At 59.0% G+C, this 26,095-nt stretch carries 22 protein-coding genes; 14 read left to right on the top strand and 8 right to left on the bottom strand.

Annotated features, from left to right (window positions below; all coding sequences use genetic code 11):
• Positions 1 to 18 precede the first annotated feature (18 nt).
• The 3 genes from KJS55_RS07255 to gyrA all read left to right on the top strand — a co-directional run bounded on the left by KJS55_RS07255 (position 19) and on the right by gyrA (position 4,903).
• A complete protein-coding gene (locus KJS55_RS07255; protein ID WP_187030083.1) occupies positions 19 to 336 on the top strand; it encodes a hypothetical protein in 318 nt (105 codons plus the stop codon).
• A 103-nt stretch (positions 337 to 439) separates the two neighbouring features.
• The gene (gene gyrB / locus KJS55_RS07260) at positions 440 to 2,389 is read left to right on the top strand and encodes a DNA topoisomerase (ATP-hydrolyzing) subunit B (RefSeq protein ID WP_213543013.1); all 1,950 of its coding nucleotides are present in this window, start codon (positions 440 to 442) and stop codon (positions 2,387 to 2,389) included.
• A gap of 15 nt (positions 2,390 to 2,404) precedes the next feature.
• Positions 2,405 to 4,903, top strand: coding sequence for a DNA gyrase subunit A (gene gyrA / locus KJS55_RS07265; protein WP_213543014.1), 2,499 nt, complete (start codon positions 2,405 to 2,407; stop codon positions 4,901 to 4,903).
• A gap of 29 nt (positions 4,904 to 4,932) precedes the next feature.
• Here gyrA and KJS55_RS07270 read toward each other — a convergent pair whose 3' ends face one another.
• A complete protein-coding gene (locus KJS55_RS07270; RefSeq protein ID WP_187030086.1) occupies positions 4,933 to 5,163 on the bottom strand; it encodes a helix-turn-helix domain-containing protein in 231 nt (76 codons plus the stop codon).
• A gap of 328 nt (positions 5,164 to 5,491) precedes the next feature.
• On the opposite strand from KJS55_RS07270, the gene rnhA reads away from it, so the two are divergent.
• Positions 5,492 to 5,929 (top strand): ribonuclease HI, encoded by a 438-nt coding sequence (gene rnhA, locus KJS55_RS07275; protein ID WP_187030087.1) that lies wholly within the window; start codon positions 5,492 to 5,494, stop codon positions 5,927 to 5,929.
• Between the two features lie 355 nt (positions 5,930 to 6,284).
• Here rnhA and msrA read toward each other — a convergent pair whose 3' ends face one another.
• On the bottom strand, positions 6,285 to 6,857 hold the full coding sequence (msrA, locus tag KJS55_RS07280; RefSeq protein ID WP_187030089.1) for a peptide-methionine (S)-S-oxide reductase MsrA: 573 nt from the start codon (positions 6,855 to 6,857) through the stop codon (positions 6,285 to 6,287).
• Positions 6,858 to 7,001: 144 nt separating this feature from the next.
• On the opposite strand from msrA, the gene KJS55_RS07285 reads away from it, so the two are divergent.
• From KJS55_RS07285 to KJS55_RS07300, 4 genes are all read left to right on the top strand, one after another.
• Positions 7,002 to 8,915 (top strand): NAD(+) synthase, encoded by a 1,914-nt coding sequence (locus KJS55_RS07285; RefSeq protein ID WP_213543015.1) that lies wholly within the window; start codon positions 7,002 to 7,004, stop codon positions 8,913 to 8,915.
• 183 nt (positions 8,916 to 9,098) lie between these two features.
• Complete coding sequence (locus KJS55_RS07290; RefSeq protein ID WP_187030093.1) at positions 9,099 to 9,296, top strand: DUF6199 family natural product biosynthesis protein; 198 nt, start codon at positions 9,099 to 9,101, stop codon at positions 9,294 to 9,296.
• 193 nt (positions 9,297 to 9,489) lie between these two features.
• Positions 9,490 to 9,915, top strand: a complete 426-nt coding sequence (locus KJS55_RS07295; RefSeq protein ID WP_187030095.1) for a MarR family winged helix-turn-helix transcriptional regulator — start codon at positions 9,490 to 9,492, stop codon at positions 9,913 to 9,915.
• The gene (locus KJS55_RS07300) at positions 9,908 to 11,260 is read left to right on the top strand and encodes an MATE family efflux transporter (protein WP_187030097.1); all 1,353 of its coding nucleotides are present in this window, start codon (positions 9,908 to 9,910) and stop codon (positions 11,258 to 11,260) included. Before KJS55_RS07295 ends, KJS55_RS07300 begins: the two co-directional genes overlap by 8 nt.
• A 38-nt stretch (positions 11,261 to 11,298) precedes the next feature.
• Here the strand turns inward: KJS55_RS07300 and KJS55_RS07305 are convergent, their stop codons facing one another.
• From KJS55_RS07305 to KJS55_RS07320, 4 genes are all read right to left on the bottom strand, one after another.
• Complete coding sequence (locus tag KJS55_RS07305) at positions 11,299 to 12,330, bottom strand: hypothetical protein (RefSeq protein WP_213543016.1); 1,032 nt, start codon at positions 12,328 to 12,330, stop codon at positions 11,299 to 11,301.
• Between the two features lie 147 nt (positions 12,331 to 12,477).
• Positions 12,478 to 14,433, bottom strand: coding sequence for a heavy metal translocating P-type ATPase (locus tag KJS55_RS07310; protein ID WP_187030102.1), 1,956 nt, complete (start codon positions 14,431 to 14,433; stop codon positions 12,478 to 12,480).
• Between the two features lie 390 nt (positions 14,434 to 14,823).
• Positions 14,824 to 15,042, bottom strand: a complete 219-nt coding sequence (locus KJS55_RS07315) for a heavy-metal-associated domain-containing protein (RefSeq protein WP_187030104.1) — start codon at positions 15,040 to 15,042, stop codon at positions 14,824 to 14,826.
• A 50-nt stretch (positions 15,043 to 15,092) separates the two neighbouring features.
• On the bottom strand, positions 15,093 to 15,455 hold the full coding sequence (locus tag KJS55_RS07320; protein WP_187030105.1) for an ArsR/SmtB family transcription factor: 363 nt from the start codon (positions 15,453 to 15,455) through the stop codon (positions 15,093 to 15,095).
• A 149-nt stretch (positions 15,456 to 15,604) separates the two neighbouring features.
• Here KJS55_RS07320 and KJS55_RS07325 point away from each other — a divergent pair, with 149 nt between their 5' ends.
• Positions 15,605 to 16,018: a PaaI family thioesterase gene (locus KJS55_RS07325; protein ID WP_187030106.1), complete on the top strand. Its 414-nt coding sequence runs from the start codon at positions 15,605 to 15,607 to the stop codon at positions 16,016 to 16,018.
• A gap of 242 nt (positions 16,019 to 16,260) precedes the next feature.
• Here KJS55_RS07325 and KJS55_RS07330 read toward each other — a convergent pair whose 3' ends face one another.
• Together KJS55_RS07330 and KJS55_RS07335 are read right to left on the bottom strand one after the other, a co-directional pair.
• Positions 16,261 to 17,226, bottom strand: coding sequence for a P1 family peptidase (locus KJS55_RS07330; protein ID WP_187030107.1), 966 nt, complete (start codon positions 17,224 to 17,226; stop codon positions 16,261 to 16,263).
• A gap of 111 nt (positions 17,227 to 17,337) precedes the next feature.
• On the bottom strand, positions 17,338 to 18,984 hold the full coding sequence (locus KJS55_RS07335) for an OPT/YSL family transporter (protein ID WP_187030108.1): 1,647 nt from the start codon (positions 18,982 to 18,984) through the stop codon (positions 17,338 to 17,340).
• 765 nt (positions 18,985 to 19,749) lie between these two features.
• On the opposite strand from KJS55_RS07335, the gene KJS55_RS07340 reads away from it, so the two are divergent.
• The 5 genes from KJS55_RS07340 to ileS all read left to right on the top strand — a co-directional run bounded on the left by KJS55_RS07340 (position 19,750) and on the right by ileS (position 25,858).
• The gene (locus KJS55_RS07340) at positions 19,750 to 21,036 is read left to right on the top strand and encodes an HAD family acid phosphatase (protein WP_213543017.1); all 1,287 of its coding nucleotides are present in this window, start codon (positions 19,750 to 19,752) and stop codon (positions 21,034 to 21,036) included.
• Between the two features lie 82 nt (positions 21,037 to 21,118).
• Entirely contained in the window at positions 21,119 to 21,991 is an 873-nt protein-coding gene (locus KJS55_RS07345; protein ID WP_213543018.1) for an FKBP-type peptidyl-prolyl cis-trans isomerase, read from the top strand.
• The gene (locus KJS55_RS07350) at positions 21,963 to 22,184 is read left to right on the top strand and encodes a hypothetical protein (protein WP_187030111.1); all 222 of its coding nucleotides are present in this window, start codon (positions 21,963 to 21,965) and stop codon (positions 22,182 to 22,184) included. The genes KJS55_RS07345 and KJS55_RS07350 overlap by 29 nt, the downstream gene beginning before the upstream one ends.
• 614 nt (positions 22,185 to 22,798) lie before the next feature.
• On the top strand, positions 22,799 to 23,023 hold the full coding sequence (locus KJS55_RS07355; protein WP_187030113.1) for a PF20097 family protein: 225 nt from the start codon (positions 22,799 to 22,801) through the stop codon (positions 23,021 to 23,023).
• Between the two features lie 66 nt (positions 23,024 to 23,089).
• Entirely contained in the window at positions 23,090 to 25,858 is a 2,769-nt protein-coding gene (gene ileS, locus KJS55_RS07360) for an isoleucine--tRNA ligase (protein WP_213543019.1), read from the top strand.
• The last annotated feature ends 237 nt before the right edge of the window (positions 25,859 to 26,095 follow it).

Raw genomic sequence — 26,095 nt, forward strand, 5'->3', positions numbered from 1 at the left:
TTGCAAGGGGGCGTTTCGATGCTGATTCTGGATTTCTTTCATTCCATTCGGACATTTTACGCCTGGGTGTTCCCGCTGAATATGATGGTGATTGCCAGCATGCTGGCGGGTCTGACTGTGGGACTCCTGCCACGGCGGGGGGCTTGGACTCGGCGGATCTCCGCTGGGATTTGTGCTTGTATTCTGCTGGCCGCGGAAATTGTGTCCTATCTGTACAACTCGGAAGCTTTGATGTTTGTTGCGATCTGCGGCTGGTTTGCGGAGGCCGCATTGTTGAGCTGTGCAGTGGGTACGGCGGCTCGCCTGATTTGGGAGAAGCGCAGAAACAAGTTTTGACTGGACTTACGTTTTCAGGGCAAGGAGAAACGGGCCGGAAAGGGCTCCGGCCCGGCTCTTCTTGCCTTGCGCCGGGGAGGATTCCCCTGAAAGGAGAAATGACATGGCAGAAAATGAACTGTTGCATTCTACTGCGGTAGACACGCAAAATGAATATGACGCCTCGGAAATTCAGGTGCTGGAGGGGTTGGAGGCTGTCCGGAAACGGCCGGGTATGTATATCGGCTCTACCTCCACATCGGGTCTTCACCATCTGGTCTATGAAATTGTGGACAACGCCATTGACGAGGCGCTTGCCGGCTATTGTACGGATATCCTGGTGCAGATCAACGCGGATAATACCATCACGGTGGTGGACAACGGCCGGGGCATTCCTGTGGATATTCAGGCCCAGACGGGCAAGCCCGCTCTGGAAGTGGTGTATACCGTGCTCCACGCCGGCGGAAAATTCGGCGGCGGGGGCTATAAGGTATCCGGCGGACTGCACGGCGTGGGCGCATCGGTGGTGAACGCCTTGAGCGAATGGCTGACCGTGCAGGTCCACCGGGATGGAAAGATCTATGAGATGAAATTCTCCCGGGGCCATGTCACTCAGGAGATGACTGTGGTGGGCACCACCGACCACACCGGCACCACCGTGACTTTCAAGCCGGACTCGGAGATGTTCGAGGACACAGTCTACAACTACGAGACACTGCACACCCGGATGCGGGAGGAGGCATTCTTAAACGCGGGGCTGCGGATTCGGACTGTGGACCTGCGTCCCGGTCAGGAGCAGGAGGATGCCATGTGCTACGCCGGCGGCATCCGGGAGTTTGTCACCTGGCTGAACCGCACGAAGGACGCGCTTCATGAGAGCGTCATCTACATGGCCGGACAGCGGGAGGACTCCGTGGCGGAAGTGGCCATGCAGTATAACTCCAGCTATAACGAGACCATTCTCTCCTTTGCCAACAACGTCCATACCCCGGAGGGCGGCATGCATGAGGAGGGCTTCAAGCGCGCGCTGACGAATGTATTGAACGCCTATGGCCGGAAAATCAAGATGCTCAAGGACGAGGACAAAATCTCCGGCGAGGACTGCCGGGAGGGCCTCACCTGCGTGATCTCCGTGAAGCTGACAGACGCCCAGTTTGAGGGACAGACAAAGGCGAAGCTTGGCAACAGCGAAATCCGGACGTTGGTGAACACGATTGTCTCGGAAAAGCTGGAGACCTTCCTGGAGGAAAATCCCCAGGTGGGGCGGATGATTCTGGACAAGGCTCTCACCGCCAGCCGCGCCCGGGAGGCGGCCAAAAAGGCACGGGAATCCATCCGGCGCAAAACCGCCCTGGGCGGGGCCGCCATGCCGGATAAGCTCCGGGACTGCAACGAGAACAACCCCGAGCTTACCGAGCTCTATATCGTCGAGGGTGACTCCGCCGGCGGCTCCGCCACCCAGGGGCGGGACTCCCGGTTTCAGGCGATCCTCCCCCTGTGGGGCAAGATGCTGAATGTGGAAAAGGCTCGAGCGGACAAGGTCTATGGCAACGACAAGCTTCAGCCGGTGATCACGGCTCTGGGCGCCGGCATCGGGGAGGAGTTCGACCTCTCCAAGCTCCGCTACCACAAGGTTATCATCATGGCGGATGCGGATGTGGACGGCTCCCACATCCGGACGCTCCTTTTGACGTTCTTCTTCCGCTTTATGCGGCCTCTCATTGAGCACGGGTATGTCTACTCCGCGGTGCCGCCCCTCTATAAGCTGGTGCGGGGCAAGACCACCCGGGTGGCGTTTTCCGACGAAGAGCGGGATGCGGTCTCCGCCGAGATGCGGGGGGACAACCCCAATACCAAGGTGGTGATCAGCCGCTTCAAGGGCCTGGGCGAGATGGACTACCACGAGCTGTGGGAGACCACCATGGACCCGGAGCGCCGCACGCTGCGGCGCATTACGCTGGATGACGCTGTGGCGGCGGACGAGGTGTTCACCGTTTTAATGGGCGAAAAGGTGGAGCCCCGGAAGGAATTTATTGAAAAGAACGCCCAGTACGCCGTCAATCTGGACTATTAAAGGAGGGATGCCGATATGAGTAAGAAACCCCAATACGATCCTGAGGAAATCCGGTATCCCGATCAGAAGATTGAGATCTCCCCGCTGGTTCCCGAGATGGAGAAATCCTATATTGAATACGCCATGAGCGTCATTGTGGGCCGGGCCCTGCCGGATGTGCGGGACGGGCTGAAGCCGGTGCACCGCCGGATTCTCTACGCCATGTATGAAGACGGCCTCACGGTGGATAAGCCCTTCAAGAAATCCGCCACGTGCGTGGGCGATGTGCTGGGCCGCTACCACCCCCACGGAGACGCCTCGGTTTACGACGCCCTGGTGCGTCTTGCCCAGGATTTTTCCATGCGCTATCCCCTGATCAACGGCCACGGTAACTTCGGCTCTGTGGACGGCGATCCCCCGGCGGCCTACCGGTACACGGAGGCCAGGCTTTCCAAGCTCTCTGACGAGATGCTCCGGGACATTGACAAGGAAACCGTGGACTGGGACCCCAACTTTGACGAGACCCGGAAGGAGCCGCGGGTTCTTCCCTGCCGCTTCCCGAATCTGCTGGTAAACGGCTCCAGCGGCATCGCCGTGGGCATGGCCACCAATATCCCGCCTCACAACCTGCGGGAGGTGATTGGCGCGTGCATCTGCGTGCTGGACGATCCCAATGCCACCCTCTCTGACCTGATGCAGCACGTGAAAGGGCCGGACTTCCCCACCCATGGCATCATCATGGGCAGAAGCGGCATCCGGGCGGCCTATGCAACCGGCCGGGGCCGGGTGGTCATCCGGGCCCGCCACGAGTTTGAGGAATTTGGAAATAACCGTACCCGCATCATCATCACCGAGATTCCCTACCAGGTCAATAAGCGGATGCTCATTAAGAGCATGGCGGATCAGGTGGAGGACAAGCGGCTGGACGGCATCTCCGATATCCGGGACGAGTCCGACCGCAACGGCATGCGGATTGTGATCGAGCTCAAGCGGGACGCCAACCCCCAGGTGGTGCTCAACCGCCTCTTCAGCCAGACCCAGCTCCAAACGACCTTTGCCATCAACATGCTGGCCCTGGTGAACAACCAGTCCCAGCCCCGGATTCTCTCTCTGCGGCACATCATTGACGAGTATCTCAGCTTTCAGGAGGAAGTGATCGTCCGCCGGACGAAATATGACCTGCGCAAGGCTCAGGAGCGGGCCCACCTGCTGGAAGGACTGCTGATTGCCCAGGACAACATCGACGAGGTTATCAAAATTATCCGCAGCAGCTATGACAACGCCAAGGAAAACCTGATGGCCCGCTTTGGCCTGGACGATGTGCAGGCCCAGGCGATCTGCGACATGCGCCTGATCGCCCTGCAGGGGTTGAACCGGGAGAAGCTGGAAGCGGAGTACCAGGAGCTGGAGGAGCGGATTGCCTATTACCAGCGGATTTTGTCCGACGATGGGCTGGTCCGCCAGATTTTGAAGGAAGAGCTGCAGGCCATCAGCGACAAGTACGGTGACGACCGGGTGACGGAAATTCAGGAGGTGGAGGACGAGATTGATATCGAGGACCTCATTGAGGAGGAGCAGTGCGTCTTCACCCTGACTCAGGCCGGCTACATCAAGCGCACACCGGTGAGCGAGTATACAGCCCAGTCCAAGGGCGGCATGGGGAAAAAGGGTATCACCACCCGGGAAGAGGACTATGTGGTGGATGTGTTCACCGCCTCCACCCATGACCACATCCTGTTCTTTACCGACACCGGCAAGGCGTACCGGAAGAAGGGCTATCAGATTCCCGAGTCCGGCAAGGCTGCCAAGGGCACCAACATTGTGAACATCTTGCAGGTGGAGCAGGGCGAGCGGATTCAGGCCATGATCCATACCCGGGACATTGAGCACGACGAGAGCCGGTACCTGGTGATGGTGACTCGGAACGGAACCGTGAAGCGCCTGCCGGTTGGGACGCTGCGGAATCTCCGGAATAACGGCATCCGGGCCCTGCGGATGGACGAGGGCGATCAGCTCATCACTGTGCGGGAGACCGACGGGGCGCAGAAGATTCTCATCGCAACCCATGATGGACAGGCGGTCTGCTTTGACGAAAACGACGTGCGGCCCATGGGCCGGGAGGCTGTGGGCGTTCGGGGCATCCGCCTCCGGGACGGCGACTATGTGGTGGGCGCGGCCCGGGCAAAGCCAGGCTATCAAGTCCTCTCCATCACGGAGAAGGGCTACGGCAAGCGGACCCCTGTGGAGGAGTACCGGATCACCAACCGGGGCGGCCTTGGCATTCGGAACTACATGGTGACCGACAAAACCGGACCGGTGATCGGCATCAAGGTGGTGGACGGCAGCGAGGATTTGCTGCTGGTGACCCAGGCGGGCATCTTAATTCGCACGCCGGTTGAAAACATCAAGGAGACCTCCAACCGGGCCACCCAGGGCGTGATCGTCATGCGGTTCAAGGAAGAGGGAGATCAAGTGATTTCCATGGCCCTGACAGACAGGGAGGATACCCAGCTCCCGGAGACCACGGAGGCATAAATGAAGAATGAGAGCGTGACATCACGCTCTCATTCTTTGAATTCAAACAGCTTGTACAGGGGGATTTTCAGGGCCGCGGCAATGTCTATCAGGGTATCGAGGCTGCAAGAACTGACGCCCGTTTCTACACGCTGAATAAAGGCCCGGCTGACTCCGTTTTCACCACAGAGGTCTGCAAGCTGTTGCTGTGTCAGCCGCTGTTCTTTGCGGTAGTAGAGAATATTCAGGCCAATTTTAATCCACTCTTTGTAATGCCGCATATCCAAAACGCAACACCTCAAAGAAAGTGTAGTCAAAATCCATCTGTTCATATACACCCACATGATTTTTATTTGATAATTAATAGTTTGCAAATAGAGACACACAATGATAAAATACCATCTGTGAGGTGGTATGATGGAGTGTGTGCTCTTGATTGCAGGGGGTCTCTTCACCGCGGCTTTGACGTATGTGGGATTCTGCGCAGCGATCATGGCGGTGCTCCATAGCCCCGCCTGGAGTGTCCGAGGCTCAGCCGATCAAGATTTTTACGATCTTCTGTGCGCCCCTGCGCGGGGGCTGAAACTGATAAAAAGGAAACGGAAACCGATGAAACAAGTCACCATCTATACCGACGGCGCCTGCTCCGGCAATCCCGGGCCCGGCGGCTGGGGCGCCATCTTACTGTACGGCGCCCACAAAAAGGAGCTCTCCGGCGGCGCGCCGGACACCACCAACAACCGCATGGAGCTCACCGCGGTCATTGAGGCGCTCTCCATGCTGAAGGAGCCCTGCGTGGTGGAGCTGTGGTCGGACTCCAAATACGTCATTGACGGACTCTCCAAGGGCTGGGCCAAGGGGTGGAGGGCTCGGGGCTGGGTGAAAAGCGACAAAAAGCCGGCGCTGAACCCAGACCTCTGGGAGCGGCTTTTGGAGCTGGAGGAATGCCACACCCTCCGTTACCACTGGGTCAAGGGCCATGCGGAGAATCCATATAACAACCGCTGTGATGAGCTGGCGGTGGCGGAGAGCCGGAAGTACAAGTAGACCGCCGCAGCGCGGCGGCGTGAAGAGCGGCCTTAGCCCCGGCGGGCTCTGCCTGGCAGCTGGCCCGCATTGCGGGACATCCATATCACAACGGCAGTGACAAGCTGACGGAGATACCCCCGGAATCGATGTGTGGAATGCATCAGGACCCCGGCGCTGTGCCTGACGCGGGCAGCGGGTCCGGAGGGGCACGAATTCTGAGGAACATGAGGAGCCCGGGAAACATTCACAAACTGTTTACATAAAAAACATAGTTTTGCAAAAATTATTGGGTATCTTAATCATCAAGCAAAGGGTCCTCCCAACCCGATGCGTTTTCTCCCTCCTAAAACACACACACAGAGAGCGGACCGCGTCAGCGGTCCGCTCTCTGTGTTCTCTCTAAATATTCTCGCAGGATGACCTTGGCCGGCCGGTCATAGACGGGAACGGGGCACTGAGACAGCGCGGAAATTTTGGACAGCGAAATATGGCAGTATCCGCCTGGATGTTTTTCCAGATACCGCTGGTGCGGTTCCTCCGCCGGGTAAAAGCTGAGGAGCGGCCCGCTCTCCACCTCAAAGCAGTCCAGGGCAGCGGCCTCTATGTCAAACATTCTTCGGACCACCGCCTCCTGTTCCGGGGATGTCCAGTATACGCCGGTCTGATACTGGGTTCCAAAGTCCATCCCCTGCCGGTTGGGAGTCTCCGGGTCGATGACGGCAAAAAAGGCGAACAGCAGATGCTCCAGCGGGACCACCGCTGGGTCATAGACAACCTGTACGGTCTCCCGAAAGCCTGTGACGCCGGTGCAGACAGCGGCGTAATGGGCGTGTTCGGGACAGTCTCCATTGGCATAGCCCGGAGTCACCTCTGCCACACCGGGCAGCTGCCGGTACAAATGCTCCATGCCCCAGAAGCAGCCGCCGGCAAAATAGATGGTTTCCATATAGCACCTCCCTGTTTCCGATCATAACAGAGGACGGAGAAAGAAGCAAGCATCAGCCTCTTTGCGGATTGGCGGGGAGGTCTCTTGTCAATCCGGGACGCCAGGTGTAAAATAGGAATCATGAAAACAAAGGAGGTCCTTTTGATGAAAGACGGTTTTATTTCCGTGGCCTGTGGAAGCCCGGACCTGCGTCTGGCGGACTGTCACTATAACGCTGAGCAGACCTTTACCATAATGCGCGCCGCAGAGAAGGCCGGGGTCAAGGTGCTGGTGTTGCCGGAGCTGGGGCTGACCGGTTATACCTGTGGGGACCTGTTCTTCCAGGAGACGCTGCTCCGGGGCGCGGAGGAGGCCCTGGCCACCGTGCTGGAGGCTACCCGGAATCTGGAAGTGGTGACTGCGGTGGGTTTACCGGTGCGGGTAAATAACAAATTGTATAATTGCGCGGCAGTTATACAAAAAGGTGAGATTTTAGGTCTGGTTCCCAAGACCCATCTGCCCAACTACGGCGAATTTTACGAAAAGCGCCAGTTTGCCCCCGCGCCGGAGGAGGATGACTACATCGCTTTGTGCGGTCAGGAAGCAGTTCCCTTTGGAGCGGGACAGATCTTTCCCTGTGAAAATCTGCCGGAGCTGACGCTGGGATTTGAAATCTGTGAGGATCTCTGGGCGCCGGAGCCTCCCTCCGTCCGCATGGCAAAGGCGGGCGCCACCGTCATCGGAAATCTATCCGCCAGCAATGAGGTGATCGGTAAGGACGCCTATCGCCGCCAGCTGGTGACGGCCCAGAGCGCAAGGCTCCTGTGCGGCTATCTCTACGCCAGCTCCGGCGAGGGAGAGTCCACTTCCGACACGGTGTTCGGCGCCCACCAGCTGATTGGGGAGCATGGCGCGCTTTTGGGTGAAAAGCGGTTTGAACACGGACTTTTGATCTCCGAGATCGACGTGCAAAAGCTCCGCTGTGAGCGCCGCCGGACCCAGGTGTTTTCTGAGATTGTGGAGCGGAAGAATTACAAAGGCTTTACGCTGACCGTCTCCGACACGAAGCTCACCCGGTATGTGGCCCCCATGCCCTTTGTCCCGGAGGGGAAGGAGGACCGGGACGAGCGGTGCCGGGAGATTCTTCTCATCGCCTCCCTGGGCTTAAAGCAGAGGCTGCGGCACACCGGGGCCAAGACCGCTGTGGTGGGGCTCTCCGGCGGACTGGACTCCACGCTGGCGGTGCTGGTGACGGGCCTTGCCATGAAAATGCTGGACCGGCCCATGACGGACATCATTGCCGTCACGATGCCCTGCTTTGGCACCACGGACCGGACCAGGAACAATGCCGTGATCCTGGCGGAGCGGATGGGGGCGGTGCTGAAAACCGTGGATATCTCCGCCAGCGTCCGCAGCCACTTTAAGGACATCGGCCACGATATGGACGATCACTCCGTCACCTTTGAAAACGCCCAGGCCCGGGAGCGGACCCAGGTGCTGATGGATATCGCCAACCGCAGCGGCGGACTTGTCATCGGCACGGGAGACTTGAGCGAACTGGCCCTGGGCTGGTGCACGTATAACGGCGACCATATGAGCATGTACGCGGTCAACTGCTCCATTCCCAAGACCCTGGTGCGGTATCTGGTGGGTTACTTGGCCAGGGACAACGCGGAGAAGGATGAAGCCCTCCACGACGTGCTGGAGGATATCCTGGCAACACCGGTCTCCCCCGAGCTGTTGCCCGCCGTACAGGGCCAGATCAGCCAGCGGACGGAGGATTTGGTAGGCCCCTACGAGCTGCATGATTTCTTTTTGTACTATATGCTTCGTTGGGGCTTCTCCCCCGGAAAGATCTACCGGCTGGCGCTGTATGCCCTGGGCCGGCAGTACAGCCGGGAGGTCATTTTGAAATGGCTGAAGGTGTTCTATCGCCGCTTTTTCTCTCAGCAGTTTAAGCGCAGCTGTGTCCCCGATGGGCCGAAGGTCGGCACCGTGGCCCTCTCCCCCCGCGGCGACTGGCGGATGCCGAGCGACGCAAGCTGGACGCTATGGCAGGCGGAACTGGAGAAGCTGTAATCACCAATTTGTGAGGAGCCAGTCGCCCTGTTTGATGGTGACAGTGGAAGGATGCAGGAGAGCATGTCTCTTTCTTAATATTGGGAAACAGTGGGTTTCGCCATTTCACAATGCGTGGATGGAAGCAAAAAAATTTGGCAAAGCAAATAGAGAAATCAATTTGAAGTTGTGGAGGGGATCACGATGGATGGTATCTGGCTTGTTGTTTTGCTTGTGCTTGGTTTCTCTATGCTGTTTAAGCCAGAAGTTCTTTGGAAGATCGAGAATATTTTTTCTGTAAAAAACGGAGAACCAACGGATTTATATTTAGCTCTGATGAGAATTGGCGGAATTTTTTTCATCGGGGCTTCTATGATCGTATTCATTGTCAGTATCATATAAAGTCTGAAACTTTTAGTTGATGGAGCAATTGCTCTTTGTCAGGAACCTCCTTTCGTAGAAGAACGAAAGGAGGTTCCTGATATTCTGAAGCACGACAAAAGGTAAATTCTTCTCTTGACAGTAATCCGAAATCGTACTATACTGCTCCTTGTGACTCATACAGTCCGAAATTGTACTAAAAGGAGTGGAGCTGATGACCATCCGCCAACAGATGAAGCTGCTGTGCACCTGTCTTTGCCGGCAGGACGAACTCTATGCCGCGGTGTCCAAACGGCATGGGCTGAGCTATCACACCGCCATGACTCTTTACGCGCTGGATCAGGATGAGGGATGCACGCAAAAGGAGATTGCCAAGACCTGGCTGATTCCCAAGCAGACCGTCAACACGGTGGTCAAGGAGCTGGAACGGCAGGGATACGTATTCTTTCAAACAGGAAAAAAGGAAAAGCAGGTTCGCTTCACCGAGGCCGGCCGGGCGTTTGCCGGCCCATGCCTTCAGGAGCTCTATGAGATTGAGGACCGGGCCGTGGCCGCCATGGGGGAAGCCCGCTTCCGGGAAATGGTGGAGGCGAATCGAGCTTTTACAGAGGCCTTTGCCCGGGAGGTTCAGCATGGATAACAAGCTGGCAAGAGAATTTCATACCGGCTCTTTGATTCGATTTGCGCTGCCCAACATCGTGATGATGGTGTTTATGTCCCTTTATACCATTGTGGACGGCATGTTTATCTCCCGTCTGGTGGGGACGCTGGCACTGTCCGCTGTCAATATGTCCTATCCCCTCAGCTCCTTGCAGCTGGCCCTTGGCATCATGCTGGGTACCGGCGGCAGCGCTGTGATCGCCCGGGAGATGGGCGAGGGAAAGGATGCCCTGGCAAGAGAGGATTTCTCCTGCATTGTCGCGGTGGCTCTTGGAACCGGCGTTGTATTTGCCCTGGCGGGAAATTTCTTTCTGGGTCCTATTCTCGAGTTGCTGGGGACCAGTGAGGTCCAGATGCCCTACACTGTGGAATACACCCGGATTCTCCTGTGGTTTGCCCCGGCCATGTTTTTGCAGACGGTCTTTCAGGTGCTTTTCGTCACGGCTGGAAAGCCCACACTGGGCCTTGGAACCACCGTGGCGGGCGGAATCAGCAATGTGGTGCTGGACTATCTCTTCATGGCGCCCCTTCACAGCGGTGTGGCAGGCGCCGCCATCGCCACCGGCATCGGCTACTGCATTCCGGCGGCGGCGGGCCTCTGGTACTTCTGCCGGCCCAGGGACAGTGCCCTCTGGTTCACCCGCTTTCATCCCCGGCGGCGGATGCTGCTGCAAACCTGTGGAAACGGCTCTTCGGAAATGGTCAGCAATATTGCAACTGCCATAACCACATTTCTCTTCAATATTCTATTTCTCCGCTTTTGGGGAGAGGACGGCGTTGCCTCCATCACAATTGCCATGTATTTTCAGTTCGTATTCACAGCGGTGTTCTTCGGCTTTTCCATGGGGGTGGCCCCGGTGATCAGCTATAAGTATGGAGCCCAGGATGCGGATCAACTGAAAAAAATTTTCCGCATTTGCCTCTGGTTCACGATTTTCTGCTCTGTGGGGGCCTACGCCCTCTCCAGGGTGGTGATTGCGCCCAGCCTGACGCTGTTTACGGACCCGGACAGCACCGTGTTTGCCATCACCATGGACGGCTTCCCCATTTATGCTGTCAGCTTCCTTCTGATGGGGATCAGCATCTTTGCCTCCGCGCTGTTCACGGCGCTTTCCAACGGACTGGTGTCCGCCGTGATCTCCTTTGCCAGGACATTTTTGTTCCTGGTGGGGATGCTGATGCTGCTTCCGGAGCTCTGGGGAGAGACCGGCATCTGGCTGGCCGTGCCGGCAGCGGAGGGCCTGGGCGTGCTGGTGTCCGTGGGTTTCCTCCTCTGGGGGAGGCGGGTGTATCAATATGGGGCGTCCCGCTCTGAGAAAACCTGAGCGAAGGGCCGGCCCCTTTGACCCTTGGCGGGATGATTTTAAGCTGCCGCCTCTGGGAGCGCCCAGGGAGAAAGAGGGAGGTCTTCATAGGGGATGCTCAGGATATAGGCGTGCTCCTGGCTGGGCAGGACACCCTGGGGAAAGGAGACCTCTAGATGCTCCGGGAAAAAGACTAGATATTCCGGCCGGAAGGCGGTTGTCATCTCCCGGCGCAGCGTGGGCTCCGTCACCTTGGAACAGTTCAGCAGGGCTGTGATCAGCGCTTCTGGAGAGCAGGTGAACAGCTCCTGGGGTTCCAGGGCCTCCCCCGTCTTCCGGTCAAAGGCCGCTCCCAGGCGGAGCTCGGTGGCGGTATTGCCGTCCAAAGGCAGCGTGACCGAGGTCAGGAAGTACATCACTTCTTGACTGGATGCGGTGGGATAAATGCTCTGCTCCAGCATGTGGGAGTCAAAATCCTCCGGACAGCCGGTATCCACATAGGCCCGGTAGGCCCGCTCCAGCTCCGCCTGCGTGTCGTAGAGCAGGCCCTGCTCCTGATAATAGGCCGATACCCGCTGCTGGGCGGCCTCAGGCAGGTCCGCATAGCCCTCCGCACCACCTACAAGAACGTTTTCCGGCCCGGAGGACCTCCGGACCGAAAGCAGCTCCGGGCCGTTGGGGAGGCGGTAGCTGGTGGAGAAGGGCGTCAGCCAAAGCTCCACCGGCGTGCCGTCGGCCAGGAGGGTATCCTCCAGATGGGCCTGGTCGATGGAGACCCATGGAACGGTGCAGGCCGGCATCTCCCGGCCGTCCACCAGGGTTTTGTTCAGGCGTTCGCACTCAGCGGAGACGATCAGCTCCGGCAGCTCATAGGCAAGCAGTAGATCCTGAGAAACGCCGTCCAGGTGAGAAAAGAGCATGGTTTCCCCCGTAATCAGCAGGCCCCGCTCCTCATGGGCGTCCGTCTCAATGACCAGGGCGGTCAGGGTTCCGTCAGGACCGGTGATGACCTCTGTCACCTGACCGGAGAGGGATTGTGGCGAGCAGGCGGTGAGCAGCAGGAGAAGAAGCGGCAGCAAGAAGCGTTTCATAGGAGATCTCCTTTTGGATGGGTTCTATCCACAAGATAACACGAGAGTGTGGAAAATGCCAGCAGCTTCTTGGAAAAACCGGATCAAATCCATGAAAAAAACCGCCCCGCCCAGAAATATTCCGGGCGGGGCGTGGAACTTGCTCCGTCAGGAGCGGAACTCCTCAGTTTTCAGACACCGGGTTGCATTGAGAATGGCGATGAAGGCAACGCCCACGTCGGCAAAGACAGCCTCCCACATGGTAGCCAGATCAAAGGCGCCCAGGATCATCACCGCAAACTTCACAATCAGGGCAAACCAGATATTCTGGTGGGCGATCCGCAGCGTCTTGCGGGAAATCCGCATGGCGGTGGCGATTTTTGAGGGCTTGTCGTCCATGAGAACGATGTCGGCGGCCTCAATCGCGGCGTCGGAGCCCAGGGCTCCCATGGCGATGCCGATATCCGCCCGGGTCAGCACCGGCGCGTCGTTGATGCCGTCTCCCACAAAGGCGGTCTTTCCACCGGAGGAGGCCAGCAGCCGCTCCATCCACTCCACCTTGTCGGCGGGCAGCAGCTCGGCGTGGTATTCATCCACCCCCAGCTCCGCGGCCACGGCCTTGGCGGCGGCCTCTGTGTCGCCGGTGAGCATCACAGTCTTTTTCACGCCATTGGCCTTCAAATCCGCGATGGCGGCTTTGGCGTCCTCCTTGGGAAGGTCGGAGATGACAATGTGACCGGCGTAAGCGCCGTCCACTGCCACGTAGACGATGGTGCCTGGCAGCTCACAGGGGGCGGCGGAAACGCCCTGGCGCTCCATGAGGCGGCGGTTGCCCACGGCCACACGCCTGCCGTCCACCTGGGCCAGAACGCCGTGTCCGGCAATCTCCTCCACGCCGCTCACCCGGCCGGCGTCCAGCGAAGAGGTACAGGCCGCCTGCAGGGAGAGAGAAATGGGATGGTCCGAATACCGCTCCGCAAGAGCCGCGTCCTCCAGAAGCTGTTCCCGGGTAAAGCCGCTCTCCGGGTGTACGGCGGTGACGGTAAAGGTACCCCGGGTCAGCGTGCCGGTTTTGTCGAAGATCACGGTCTCCGTTTTGGCCAGGGCTTCGAGGTAGTTGCCGCCCTTGACCAGGATACCGCACTTGCTGGCCCCGCCGATGCCGCCGAAAAAGCTCAGCGGAACAGAGATCACCAGCGCGCAGGGACAGGAGATGACCAGGAAAATCAAGGCCCGGTGGAGCCAGTTGGACCAAGTGGTTCCCAGGAGAAAGGCGGGCTGGGATGCGGCGGGCGTCAGCGCCAGGGCCAGGGTGGGGATCAGAAACAGCGCCAGGGCCGCGATCACCACGCAAGGGGTGTAGTACCGGGCAAAGCGGGTGATGAAGTTCTCGCTGGTGGACTTCTTCTCGCTGGCGTTTTCCACCAGGTCCAGAATCTTCGAGACTGTGGACTCCCCGCTCTCCCGGGTGACTTTCACCCGGAGAAGGCCCGTCTGGTTGACGCAGCCGCTGATGACCGCGTCGCCGGGGACTACATCCCGGGGAACGGATTCGCCGGTGAGGGCGGCAGTGTCCAGGGCGGAGGTACCCTCCACCACCACGCCGTCCAGGGGCACCCGCTGGCCGGGCTTGATCACCACAATGGAGCCCACGGACACCTCCTCCGGGTCCACCTCCTGGATCTCGCCGTTCTCCCCTTCCAGGTTGGCGGTGTCGGGCCGGATATCCATGAGAGCGGCAATAGACTGCCGGGACTTGCCCACGGCGTAGTCCTGGAACAGCTCTCCCACCTGGTAGAAGAGCATCACGAAGACCGCCTCCGCGTATTCCCCGGTGCCGAAGGCCCCCACTGTGGCAAGAGCCATCAGGAAATTCTCGTCAAAGACCTGGCCGTTGGCAATGTTGCGCAGGGACCGGGCCAGCACATCCCATCCGATGATGAGATAGGGCACGAGATAGAGAAGCCAGGGGGCCAGGGAAAACATCGTGCCGTTTTGGGCGGCAGGGCTGCTGATCAGCGGAAGGTGGATGGGCAGACGGATCTCTGGCAGCAGCTTCACCACCACCAGCAGCACCGCCGCGGCCAGAATCCGGGTCAGCATCTTTTTTTGCTTCTTGCTCATGGAGATTCCTCCCAATTACAGGTTTTTGAAGGACCGCCAGTCCCGCCGGAAGACGGCCGGGAAGGATGGTCCGCTGGACAAGCGGCCGATGAAGGCTCTCAAAAAAGCGGGGGCCCGGCAGAAGGCCGTCCACACCCCGTCAAAGCCTTCATCACGCTTGAGAAGGCAGGTTCCTCTGAGAAAAGGAAGATGGCCGATGCGGAAGCGGCCTTTTTTCAAGCCCGTTTCTGCATAGCCGAGAGAGGGTCCGTGGATGTTCTCCCCCCGCAGAAGGCGCGGCGGACAGGAAGTGCTTTCCGGTTTCCGCCGCGCGCTCCAAGCACCTGCCGCCTGAGGGGATGCGGGACCTCCTGTCTGGCCGCGCCAGACCCTACAGGCCGGATATCGGCCTTACAGGTGGATGACGCAGTCCGGCTCCACCTTCTTGCAAACTGCCACCACTTCCCGCATGATGCCGTCGAAGCGGGCGTCATCGGCGTCGATGCTCAGTTTCTGACTGAGGAAGTTGACGCTGGCGCTGTGAACGCCGTCAATTTTCCGAATGGCGTCCTCCATTTTTGCAGCGCAGTGGGCACAGTCCAGGTCCGAGAGATGAAAACGCTTTTTCATAAAAAACAACTCCTTTTTGATGTTGGTGGATGAATTCCCGCTTGGGATACTTATTCCAGCACGTGCTCCAGCCCCTGGTCGATGATGGTTTTCACATGGTCGTCCGCCAGGGCGTAAAAAACGGTCTTCCCCTCCCGCCGGGCCTTGACCAGCCGGGCATTTTTCAGTGCCCGCAGCTGGTGGGAGATGGCGGACTGGGTCATTCCCAGCAGCTCCGCAATATCGCACACGCACATCTCCGACTCAAACAGAACATAGAGAATGCGCACCCGGGTGGAATCTCCGAAGATGCGGAACAGCTCTGTCAGGTCATACAGGGTATCCTCGTCCGGAATAGCCCGCTGGACACGGCTCAGGATGTCCTGATGGGGGCAGGTGTCGTCGCAGCACTCCACCGTATAACGGTCTTCCATATCAGCACTCCTTTCAACAAATGAATGATTGTTCATATGTTCATTATACGAAATAAAATCCATTTGTCAACCCCCCATTGAGAAAAAACTCTGGAAAAAAGGAATGCTCCATGGTAAACTGATTCCAATTGAATCAAAGGAGACCAGAGATGAACGAGTTGGAAGAAACCATGCGGGAGCGGCTCAAAAAGAATCAATTCATGAGCTACAACCATATTGAGCTGGAGCATGTGGAACCGGATTACGCGGTTTTCCGCCTGGACATCCGGCCGGAGAGCAGAAATATCTTTGGAATGGTCCATGGCGGCGCGCTGTATACCATGGCGGATAATGCCGCGGGCAGCGCGGCTCACACAGATGGACGCAATTATGTCACCCAGAACGGGTCCCTGCACTTCCTCCGCAACCAGACGGAGGGAACGGTCCGGGCCACCGGACGGGTCCGGCACCGGGGCAGGTCCACAGTTTTAGTATCTGTGGATATTACAGGCCAGGATCAGCGTCTGCTGGCCACCGGGGAATTTTCCTTTTTCTGCGTAGAGCGATCAGGAAAGTCCTCCTAAATAGGTCATGCCCTGCATCTCAATGGATGCGGGGCATCTCAGGCTGGGGACGGCAGTTTCCCCCGGCAAAAGAGACCGTATTCTCCGGTGCGCTTCAAAGCGCCGGGGAACACCGGCCGGCCTCCAGACGAGCTGCCGTGAAGCGGCAGGAAAAAGCGGCCGTTCGTGTTTCATCATTTACCGTTTCAAAGACGGAAAGCCCCCGCATCCACTGGATGCGGGGGCTTTTTCAGCTTTGGAGTTCAGCAAAAATCTCTTGCGGCTTTCAGGCCATAGGCCGGCTCGGCGGTGAGAGCCGCCCGGTTGATGGCCCGGCCCATGCACTCGGTGACAAGGGCTCCAACGGCGTCCACGCCTACCTCCACCTCGCCGGAGGCCATGAGGAAGATAGTGTCGCCGTCGGCGGTGGAATGAACCGGCCGGATGGCCTGGGCAAAGCCGTTATGGGCAATACTGGCCAGCTTGTTGCACTGGCTCTTGTCCAGCTTGGCGTTGGTGATGACGCAGCCGATGGTGGTGTTTCCGCCCCACAGTGCCCGGTTGCGCTCAATCTCGTCATACATCACCTTGACGGTGTCCGCCATCGCAGACTTGTCCTCCGTGAGGAGGCCCGCCATCAGGTGCTTGTCGTCATAGTCAATGATGTCACCCAGGGCATTGACCGCCACAATCGCGGCACACTGCACTGCGCCCACCTGAGCGGCGTAGATGCCGAGGCCCGCCTTCATCATGCCGCTGGGCCCATGGAACTTGCCCACGGTAGCCCCGGTGCCGGCGCCCACGTTGCCCTCGGCGGGCTCCTGGCCGCTGTAGGCGTTGACGCAGGCGGCATAGCCCATGGCCTTGTCGGGCCGGACCTTGTTGGTCACCAGCTCCAGGTCGAAGAGGGACGCGCCGCAGACGATGGGCACCTTGCCAAAGCCGGTGTCAAAGCCAAAGCCCTTCTCCTCCAGGAACTGCATGGCGCCGTCGCCAGCCTCCAGGCCGAAGGCGCTGCCGCCGGAGAGCATCACACAGTTGATCTGCTGGACGGTGTTCACGGGACGGAGAAGCTCCGTCTCCCGGGAAGCGGGGCTTCCGCCCCGGACGTCCACGCCGGCCCAGGCGCCCTGTTCGCAGAGGATCGCGGTGCAGCCGGTGGCATGCTCCAAATCCTGGGCATGGCCAATTTTAAAGCCCTTGATTTGGGAAACGGGAATTTCTTTCATAAATCCAACCTCCTGATATTGAAAAACCCGGAGAGAAAGGGGCCGCAAATGTTCTGCTGCGGCCCCCAGCTCTCCGCTGAAGCAATTGAATACAACGATGATACAGCCAAATTATGCCGCTGTCAAAATCTGAATGGCCTGGACCAAGGCAATCACAACGCCGACGCAGCCTTCGCCAGCCAGCAGGCCGGAGGCAATGACGTTGCCCGTGCTGCCCTGCGCGAACTTGGGAGCGGCCTTCTCAGTGATAAAGCGCACCAGACCGCCCAGGCATGCGGTGAAGGACAGATAGAAGGGCAGATAGATGCCCAGGCCCAGCATGGTGAAGCGGGGGGTGATGAAGTAGATGACAATGGAGGCGATCAGTCCGCCGAAGAACACGGGGACGTTGGCAATGCCGCCCACCACGGAGGCAACCGCCGCCGCCTGGGCCGCCGGGAACATCTCGCTGCCGAACACGCCGCCGCCATAGGCCTTGACCAGCACCAGCATCACGCCGGACGCCACCACGGCGCCGATGACGCCGCCGATCACCTCGCCGTACCACTGGGCCTTCGGATCGGTGTGAAGGATGCTGCCGGACTTGAAATCGTTCATCACGTCGCCGGTCAGACCCGCCGCAATCGCCACGATGCCGGCCACGAACACAGCCTGTGTAACCTCCAGATTGCAGGCCACCTTGGCGATGGCCATGACAAAGATGCCGAAGACCTCCATCGGGTTAATGCCGGACTGGCCCACGCACTGAGAGGACATGGCGGTGGTCAGCCACACGCCCAGCAGGGTGATGATGACGGCTACAACGGGCAGATCCAGAACGAAGATAAACGAAACTGCCAGAATCAAAATCACAATCGGAGCCCAGCGCATGGGAACGATGGCGTCGCCGGCCTGCCCCTTGGAGAACATGCCGCCGAAGATGGACTTGGCGCGGGGGATGATCTCCTTGGCGGTGATGGCAAGGCCCACGCCCACCATCCAGCCGAGGCCCAAAGAGCTCTTGATGCCGGAGGCGGTGGCCGCATCCCACAGACCGGAGGCCTGCCCGCCCATGAGGATGCCGAAATCACCGATCACCGCGCCCAGGAACCAGACAAAGATGGTGGCCGGCCCGATCAGGTAGCCTACGGCGATCATCATGGGAGACCACCAGATGCCGCCCATGGAACCAAATTTCTGCATGAAGCCAAAGTTGGTCATGGCGGGGACGGCGGCAAACCAGTCCCGCAGGGCGGTCCAGAGACCGGCGATCCCCAGGGAACCAAACAGAGCGCCGGTCTGCTTGCCGCCCTCGTCGCCAACGACAACGACCTCGGCGGCGGCCTGACCCATGGCGTAGGGCATATCCGCCTCCACCACGAAGTGCTTACGAATGAGAGATGTAAAAATCAGGCCCAGCACCGTGCCGCCAACGGTCACCAGCATGACCTTGAGAATGCTGAACTCCGCATCATTGTTCAAGATGAAAATGCCGGGAATGGTAAACGCCAGACCGCCCGCCACCATGGCACCGGCGGACATACAGGTATGGGCCACGTTAATCTCATTGACATTGGTGTTGCCCATGGCCTTCAGGGCAAACATGGACGCCAGGGCCACGAACATGATGGGCCAGGGCAGGGACGACGCCTTCAGAGCCACAAACATGGAAGAGCACGTCAAAATGATGGAGCCAACGACTCCGATAATAATTGCACGCGCGGTAAACTGTTCTTTAAAAGAACTGGCGTGCTTGACCTGACTTTGATCCAAAGCCATAATTCTACCTCCCTATATCAAATACCAGACTGCCATTTTTGCTTAAAAGCTTTCAAGAAAAGTACGCTCTCGTTTCTCCGGAAAAGGTTGCGGGTTCCCCGCATGGATTGGAGTGCCTACCGCAGACTTTCAGCAAAATGATGGAACTGCTCTTTGATGCCTCCCTCCCTTAATCTTTACTTTATACCATACGCTATCAATCTTGGAAAAGCAAGCAAAATTCATAAAATATGTGAGATTATACAACTTATTATTTCTTATTTTGTTAAAAACTGATATCATTACTGTTCTTATATTTAGAACAGATGGGGCTGGAATCATTTTGCACCTCCGCCACTCGCATATTTTCAAAACACACAGTCCGCTGCCTGGCTGGAACATGATTGCCGGGCTGGGCCTGCCCCTTCTTAAAATAAATGTTGGTTTTTTAGAAAAATGGGTTCTATTTTTCTATATAGATTGATAAGATATCAAAATCCAGTGAAATTTTTAAAGGGCGGAAATCCCTGACAATTTATCTGACGGAGGCGGTGAATTTCTGGAAATAAAGAAACCCTGTATCAATTTGACTGCGGAAAAGCAACAAGAACCCTGTTAGAAAATTGTGCATATCAATAAAAATATAGATAAAATTGTTTTTATAATTGACAAATTTTATAAAGAGACTATGATAAAAATGAATGAAGGCGCTGCAAGGGGGAAGATGCCGTCTTGGTGTGCCTTCTGCGATTTTACAAACAAAATAAAAAAGGGGGAAATTCAAGAATGATGAAAAAACGGATCAGTTCCCTGGCTGTTATGCTGGTGATGCTCTTTGCCCTGGCGATTCCGGCAGCAGCGGCTCCGGAGGGAGCAAACACCGATGTGAAAATTGTGGTGGACGGCAAAGACCTGACCAGCCAGTTCAACGAGGACACGCTGTGGATGGAGGATGGCATTACCATGGCGGGCGTTCGGGCTCTGGGAGAGGCCGTTGGCGCTGACGTGAGGTACGACAGCGCGACGGGGAGCGTTGTTGTGGAGGGCCTGAAGCAGGCCACGGGAGTCTACTCCCCTGTGGCGGACTATGAGTATCTGGTGGGCGCCGCGGCATGGCAGATGTCCGCTGAGGCTCATGCGCTGATGATGCAGGCATTCAACATTGCCAAGGAGAACGTGGATGAGATGGCCGCCGCCGCTGACGCCGCCAAGGATCAGACGGGTTATTACTGGCAGACGGCCAACGGCGGGAAGCAGCTGATGTACCAGGGCAAGCGGGTTGCCGTGGTGAGCGATATTGACGACACGCTGGTGGACGGCGTGCATTATACCGCCAATATTCTGGGCCGCAACGGGGAGTGGACCAACAAATCCTTTGCGGACTTTGTCATGAGCGACGGCTGCACGGCGCTGCCCGGCGCGGTGGAGTTCATCAACCACTGTGTGGAAAACGGGATTGAGGTCTACTATGTGACCAACCGCTACGACCAGGGCTACAAGACCAGCCAGCCCCAGTACGCCGGGCAGACCGGTTACAAGGCAAAGGATGGAAGCATCATCGGCTCCTCCGTGTACGAGGTGGTGGGCAAGACCTTCTATGATATCTCCATGGAGTCCATGGAGCGTCTGGGCTTCCCCACGGATGACAAGACCAGTCCCAACTACAGCGCCAGCGTGCATCTGCTGGTGAACGACAATAAGATCAACGGCTCCAGCAAGGAGGGCATCCGTCAGATCATCGCCACCGGCGGCACCTGGGCCACCGGCGAACGTGTGGCCGAGTCCAAGGCGTATCCGGAAAAGCTGCAGCTGAGCTCCCATCATATCGCCATGGTGGTGGGCGACGACCTGAACGACATCAGCCAGATTTTCAGCGCCGAGGATGTGGACGCGGTGTCCAGAGTGGAGCTGGCAATTGAAAACATGGATAAGTGGGGCGCGGAGTGGATTGTGCTGCCCAACGCTGTCTACGGGAGTTCTGTCAACTACGCCACGGCCTACGGGATCACGGATTTGTTCCGGTATTTTGACTATACAAACAAGACCACGGCCGCGTGGGATATCTATCAATAAGAGGTTTCTAATCGCTCCGGTGGACCCCCAACGCATGCTGCCGGGGGTCCACCGGAGCTGAAATTTTGGGAGGGTGATGAGATTGAACAAGCGCTTACTGCCTGCCGTGCTGGCGGTGGTCCTGCTGCTGGCGGGATGCAGCCAGGAGCCGGTTCCCTATGACTATGATCTCTCCGCATACATTGAGCTGGGGACTTACAGCGCGATTCCATACCTTCCCTACGGAGATACCGGGCGGGACACGGTGGAGCCCTATGACCTGGTGACGGCGGAGCTGGAAGCCGCAGTGGAGGGGGTGGAGACTCCCTTCCGGGGGACTTATACTTTTGAAGTGGGGTACTCCAATTTCCTGGAGGGCTTTGACGACGCCCTGATCGGGCTGCGGGTGGGGGAGCCGGCCACGGTGCGGCTTGTCTTTCCGGACCCCTATGAGGAGCAGCCGGAGTTTTCCGGGCGGAATGTGGAAATAGAGGTCCTGGTAACGGCGATTGATTTCAGCCAGTATGTGGAGACCAACAAAAACGCCCTGTGGGAAATCGCGGTGGACACCAGCACGGTCCTTCAATATCCGGAGGCGGAGCTGCGGGAGTATGAGGAGGATTTCCGGGAGTGCTATCTGGCCTTTGCCCGGGAGTATGGAATGGAGCTGGACGACTATCTGCGGCAGTTTTTCGGAACCAATGAGGAAGGGTTGGACGCGTTGTGCCGGGAAAATGCGCAGGACTCCGTCAAGCGGGACCTGGTGATGTACGGAATTTTGCGCGCGGAAAATCTGGAGATCACCCAGGAGGATTTGGAGGCCTGCAAACCGGATTGGCTGATCACCTACGGCTATGAGAGAGAGGCGCCAAAGGGGTGGGAGGACCCGGGCGTTCAGGAGAGCTTGCGCGCCATGGCTGCCCTGCGCAAGGCGCAGGAGTTTGTCTATGAGCACGCAGAACCTCAAAGCGCATGAAAGAAAGCGCCGCCTGCTCCAGGCGGCGCTTTCTGGGCGCCTGGATGAAGCGCGGCGGTTCCAGTACTGCCCGGCCGCCGTCCAGGTTCCGCTGGCACATGTGGAAAACCACGGGGAAATCAGCCGCTGCTCCCGGCAGGAGTCGCGCATCCGCCCCGTGACGGCGTTGCCGTGGGGGCTGTTTACGTCGTGAGCAGCGGTGAGACCCACGGTCCGCCGCCAGGCTCTGGAACCGGGGCCCATCGCCCAGACCGTGACACGCGTCCGTGGAGATATGGAGATCGCTCGCGCGGCGCCGCTTCTCCAGAGGTTCAGGGGGAGCCAGGGCGGGAACGCCTTCCGGTTTTGAAAGATATGGCAGTCCTCCTCAAAGGGGTCCCGCCGCTCTGTTGGAATCGGGCGGGTGGGGCGCGCTCCTCTCCGGTCTCTCATGGGAGCTGATTCCGCGGAAACTTTTCACGGCTTTTTGGTTGACAAACGGCGAAAACATGATATGATAGTGCAGGAATTGAATCATTCTGGCGTAGATCAGGACGAGTACCCCCCGGATTCCTGCGAAGAGAGCCGCCGCATGGTGCAAGGCGGAGAGGAACGGAGGCGAATATCCCCTGGGAGCCTCCTGCTGAAAGACGACGCGAGTAAGTGTGGACGTGTGATGCCCGTTAAAGCATCGGCCCGTGACAGCGGGCATGAGGGGCCGCGTCCCGCAAGGGAGCTGGCAAGAAGAGTGGTACCGCAGAGTGTTAGCGCTTTGTCTCTTGGGGGAGACAGGGCGTTTTTCTTTTTTCGCGGAGAAAGGAGACGGAAATGGGGGAGATGAAATGCCCCCTCTGCGGCGGCAGAATGCTGCGGGGGCACTTAAGCGCAGGCGCTTACAGCCGGATCATCTGGACAAAAAGTGACCTGCGGTGGACCTCCATGCTGGATGCCGGTGATCTGGTGGTGGAACCCCGCCGTCTATCTTCCGGCGTGCTGGGGAACACGGCCGACCGGTGCCTTCAGTGCGGCGTGATCCTGGTGCGCAGAGCCTGAGCCGCCCCCTCTCCGAAAGACCATGGGCTCAATGATTTTTCTTACCATCATCACAGGAGGAACATTATGGATTACAACAAGACCATCAATCTGCCAAAGACCGACTTCCCCATGCGGGCGGGCCTGCCCAAGCGGGAGCCGGAGATGCTGGCGCGCTGGAAGAAGATCGACGTCTACGGGGAGCTTTTGAAGAAGAACGAGGGCAAGCCCCGCTTCTCCCTCCACGACGGCCCTCCGTTCTCTAACGGCGCGCTGCACATGGGCCACGCCCTCAATAAGTCCATCAAGGACTTCATCACCCGCTCCTACGCCATGCGGGGCTACTACACCCCCTATATCCCCGGCTGGGACAACCACGGCATGCCCATCGAGTCCGCCATCATCAAGGAGCAGAAGCTCAACCGCAAGGCCATGAGCGTGCCGGAGTTCCGCTCCGCCTGCCACGCCTATGCCCAGCACTATGTGGATGTACAGAGCGAGGGCTTCCAGCGGATGGGCGTTGTCGGAGACTGGGCCCACCCCTACCTCACCATGAACCCCGGCTTTGAAGCCGAGGAGGTGAAGGTTTTCGGCGCCATGTACAACAAGGGCTATATCTACAAGGGCTTCAAGCCCGTGTACTGGTGCCCCCACGACGAGACCGCCCTGGCGGAGGCGGAGATCGAGTATCAGGACGACCCCTGCACCACGGTCTATGTGAAGTTCCCCATGCACGACGACTGCGGCAAGCTGGGGGGCTATGACAAGCTCTTTTTCGTGATCTGGACCACCACCATCTGGACCCTCCCCGGGAACCTGGCCATTGCCCTCCACCCCGACGAGAGCTATGCCCTGGTGAAGGCCCCGAACGGTGAGGTCTATATCATGGCCGAGGCCCTGACGGAGAAGGTCATGGGAGTTGGCGGCTTTGCCAGCTACGAGATCTTGGAGACCCACCCTGGCTCCTTCTTTGAGAACATGCTGGCGGATCACCCCTTCCTGCCTAAGACCTCCCGTCTGGTGGTGGCGGACTATGTCACCATGGACTCCGGCACCGGCTGCGTCCACACTGCTCCGGGCTTTGGCGCGGACGACTATGAGACCTGCCGCCGCTACGGCATCGACATGGTGGTGCCCGTGGACGATCAGGGCCGCCACACGGACTACGCCGGCAAATATGCTGGCATGAAGACGGAGGACTCCAACCCCGTCATTCTGAACGATATGAAGGAGAGCGGGGCGCTCTTCGCCCAGGAGGACATCGTCCACAGCTATCCCCACTGCTGGCGCTGCAAGCACCCCATCATCTTCCGGGCAACGCCCCAGTGGTTCTGCTCCGTGGACTCCTTCAAGGAGGAGGCTGTCGCCGCCTGCGACGACGTGCGCTGGGTCCCCGGCTGGGGCATCGACCGGATCAAGGCCATGGTCCGGGAGCGCAGCGACTGGTGCATCTCCCGCCAGCGCCGCTGGGGCCTGCCCATCCCCGTGGTCTACTGCAAGGACTGCGGCAAGCCCGTGTGCACCGACGAGACCATTGCCGCCATCTCCGCTCTCTTTGAGAAGGAGGGTTCCAACGCCTGGTTTGCCAGGGAGGCCGAGGAGATCCTGCCCGCCGGCTTCACCTGCCCCCACTGCGGCGGCAAGAGCGGCTTCACCAAGGAGGAGGACACCCTGGACGGCTGGTTTGACTCCGGCTCCACCCACTTCGCCGCCATGAAGCGGGATCAGGGCTTCTGGCCCGCCAACGTGTATATGGAGGGTCTGGATCAGTACCGCGGCTGGTTCCAGTCCTCCCTGCTCACCGCCGTGGGCGCCCTGGGCCAGGGCGCGCCCTTCAAGGAGTGCATCACCCACGGCTGGACCGTGGACGGCGAGGGCAAGGCCATGCACAAGTCTCTGGGCAACGGCATGGACCCCTATGAGATTTTCGACAAGTACGGCGCGGACCTGCTGCGGCTGTGGGCGGCCAGCGCGGACTACCACGCGGACATGCGCTGCTCCGACGGCATCTTCAAGCAGCTGAGCCAGAATTATCTGAAATTCCGCAACACCGCCCGCTACTGCCTGGGCAACCTCAACGGCTTTGACCCGGACCGCCTGGTGGCGCCGGAGGAGATGCTGGAGCTGGACCGCTGGGCCGTCACCCGGCTGAACGGCCTGATCGCCAAGTGCTTCCAGGCCTACGACGACTACGAGTTCAACGCCGTCACCCACGCCATCAACGACTTCTGCGTGGTGGAGATGAGCAACTTCTACCTGGATATCATCAAGGACCGGCTCTACTGCGACGAGACCGACGGAGAGAAGCGCCGCAGCGCCCAGACCGCGCTGTTCCTGATTCTCGACACCATGACGAAAATCATGGCCCCCATCCTCTGCTTTACCTGCGACGAGATCTGGCAGGTGATGCCCCACCGCTCCGGCGACGACGGGCGGAACGTAGTGTTCAACGAGATGAACCAGCCCTTTGCCGGCTATGCCCTGGACGAGGCCGCCATGGCCCGCTGGGACCGGCTGATCGCCGTCCGGGACGCCGTCAACGGCGCGCTGGAGGCCGCCCGTGCCGAGAAGAAGATTGGCAAGGCCCTGGAGGCCAAGGTGAAGCTGACCGTCCCGGCGGAGGATGCCTTCCTTGCCGAGATGGACGCCGAAACCCTGGCGGATCTGCTGATTGTCTCCCAGGCAGAGGCGAGCGTAGGCGGCGGGCTATCTGTCAGCGTGGAGGGCGCCGAGGGCGCCAAGTGCGAACGGTGCTGGAAGCAGTCCCCCGCCGTGGGCTCCGACCCGGCCCACCCCACCCTCTGCCCCCGGTGCGCAGGCGTCATCGCAAAGTCCGCTGTGCTCGGAACTCCCTGACGGGAATTCCTCACCCGCTCCCTTGCGCTGACGCCTCCCCACGGAAGCCATAGGGCTTCCGCAGGGGCCCCGAGGGATCGCAAAGTCCGCTATGCTGGGAACTCCCTGACGGGAATTCCTCACCCGCTCCCTTGCGCTGACGCCTCCCCACGGAAGCCATAGGGCTTCCGCGGGGGCCCCGAGGGATCGCAAAGTCCGCCGCGCTCGGAGCGTTCTGACCGGGGCGGAAAGATTCTG

Origin of the sequence: Pusillibacter faecalis (genome assembly GCF_018408705.1) — a bacterium.
Classification (GTDB): Bacteria; Bacillota; Clostridia; order Oscillospirales; family Oscillospiraceae; genus Oscillibacter; species Oscillibacter faecalis.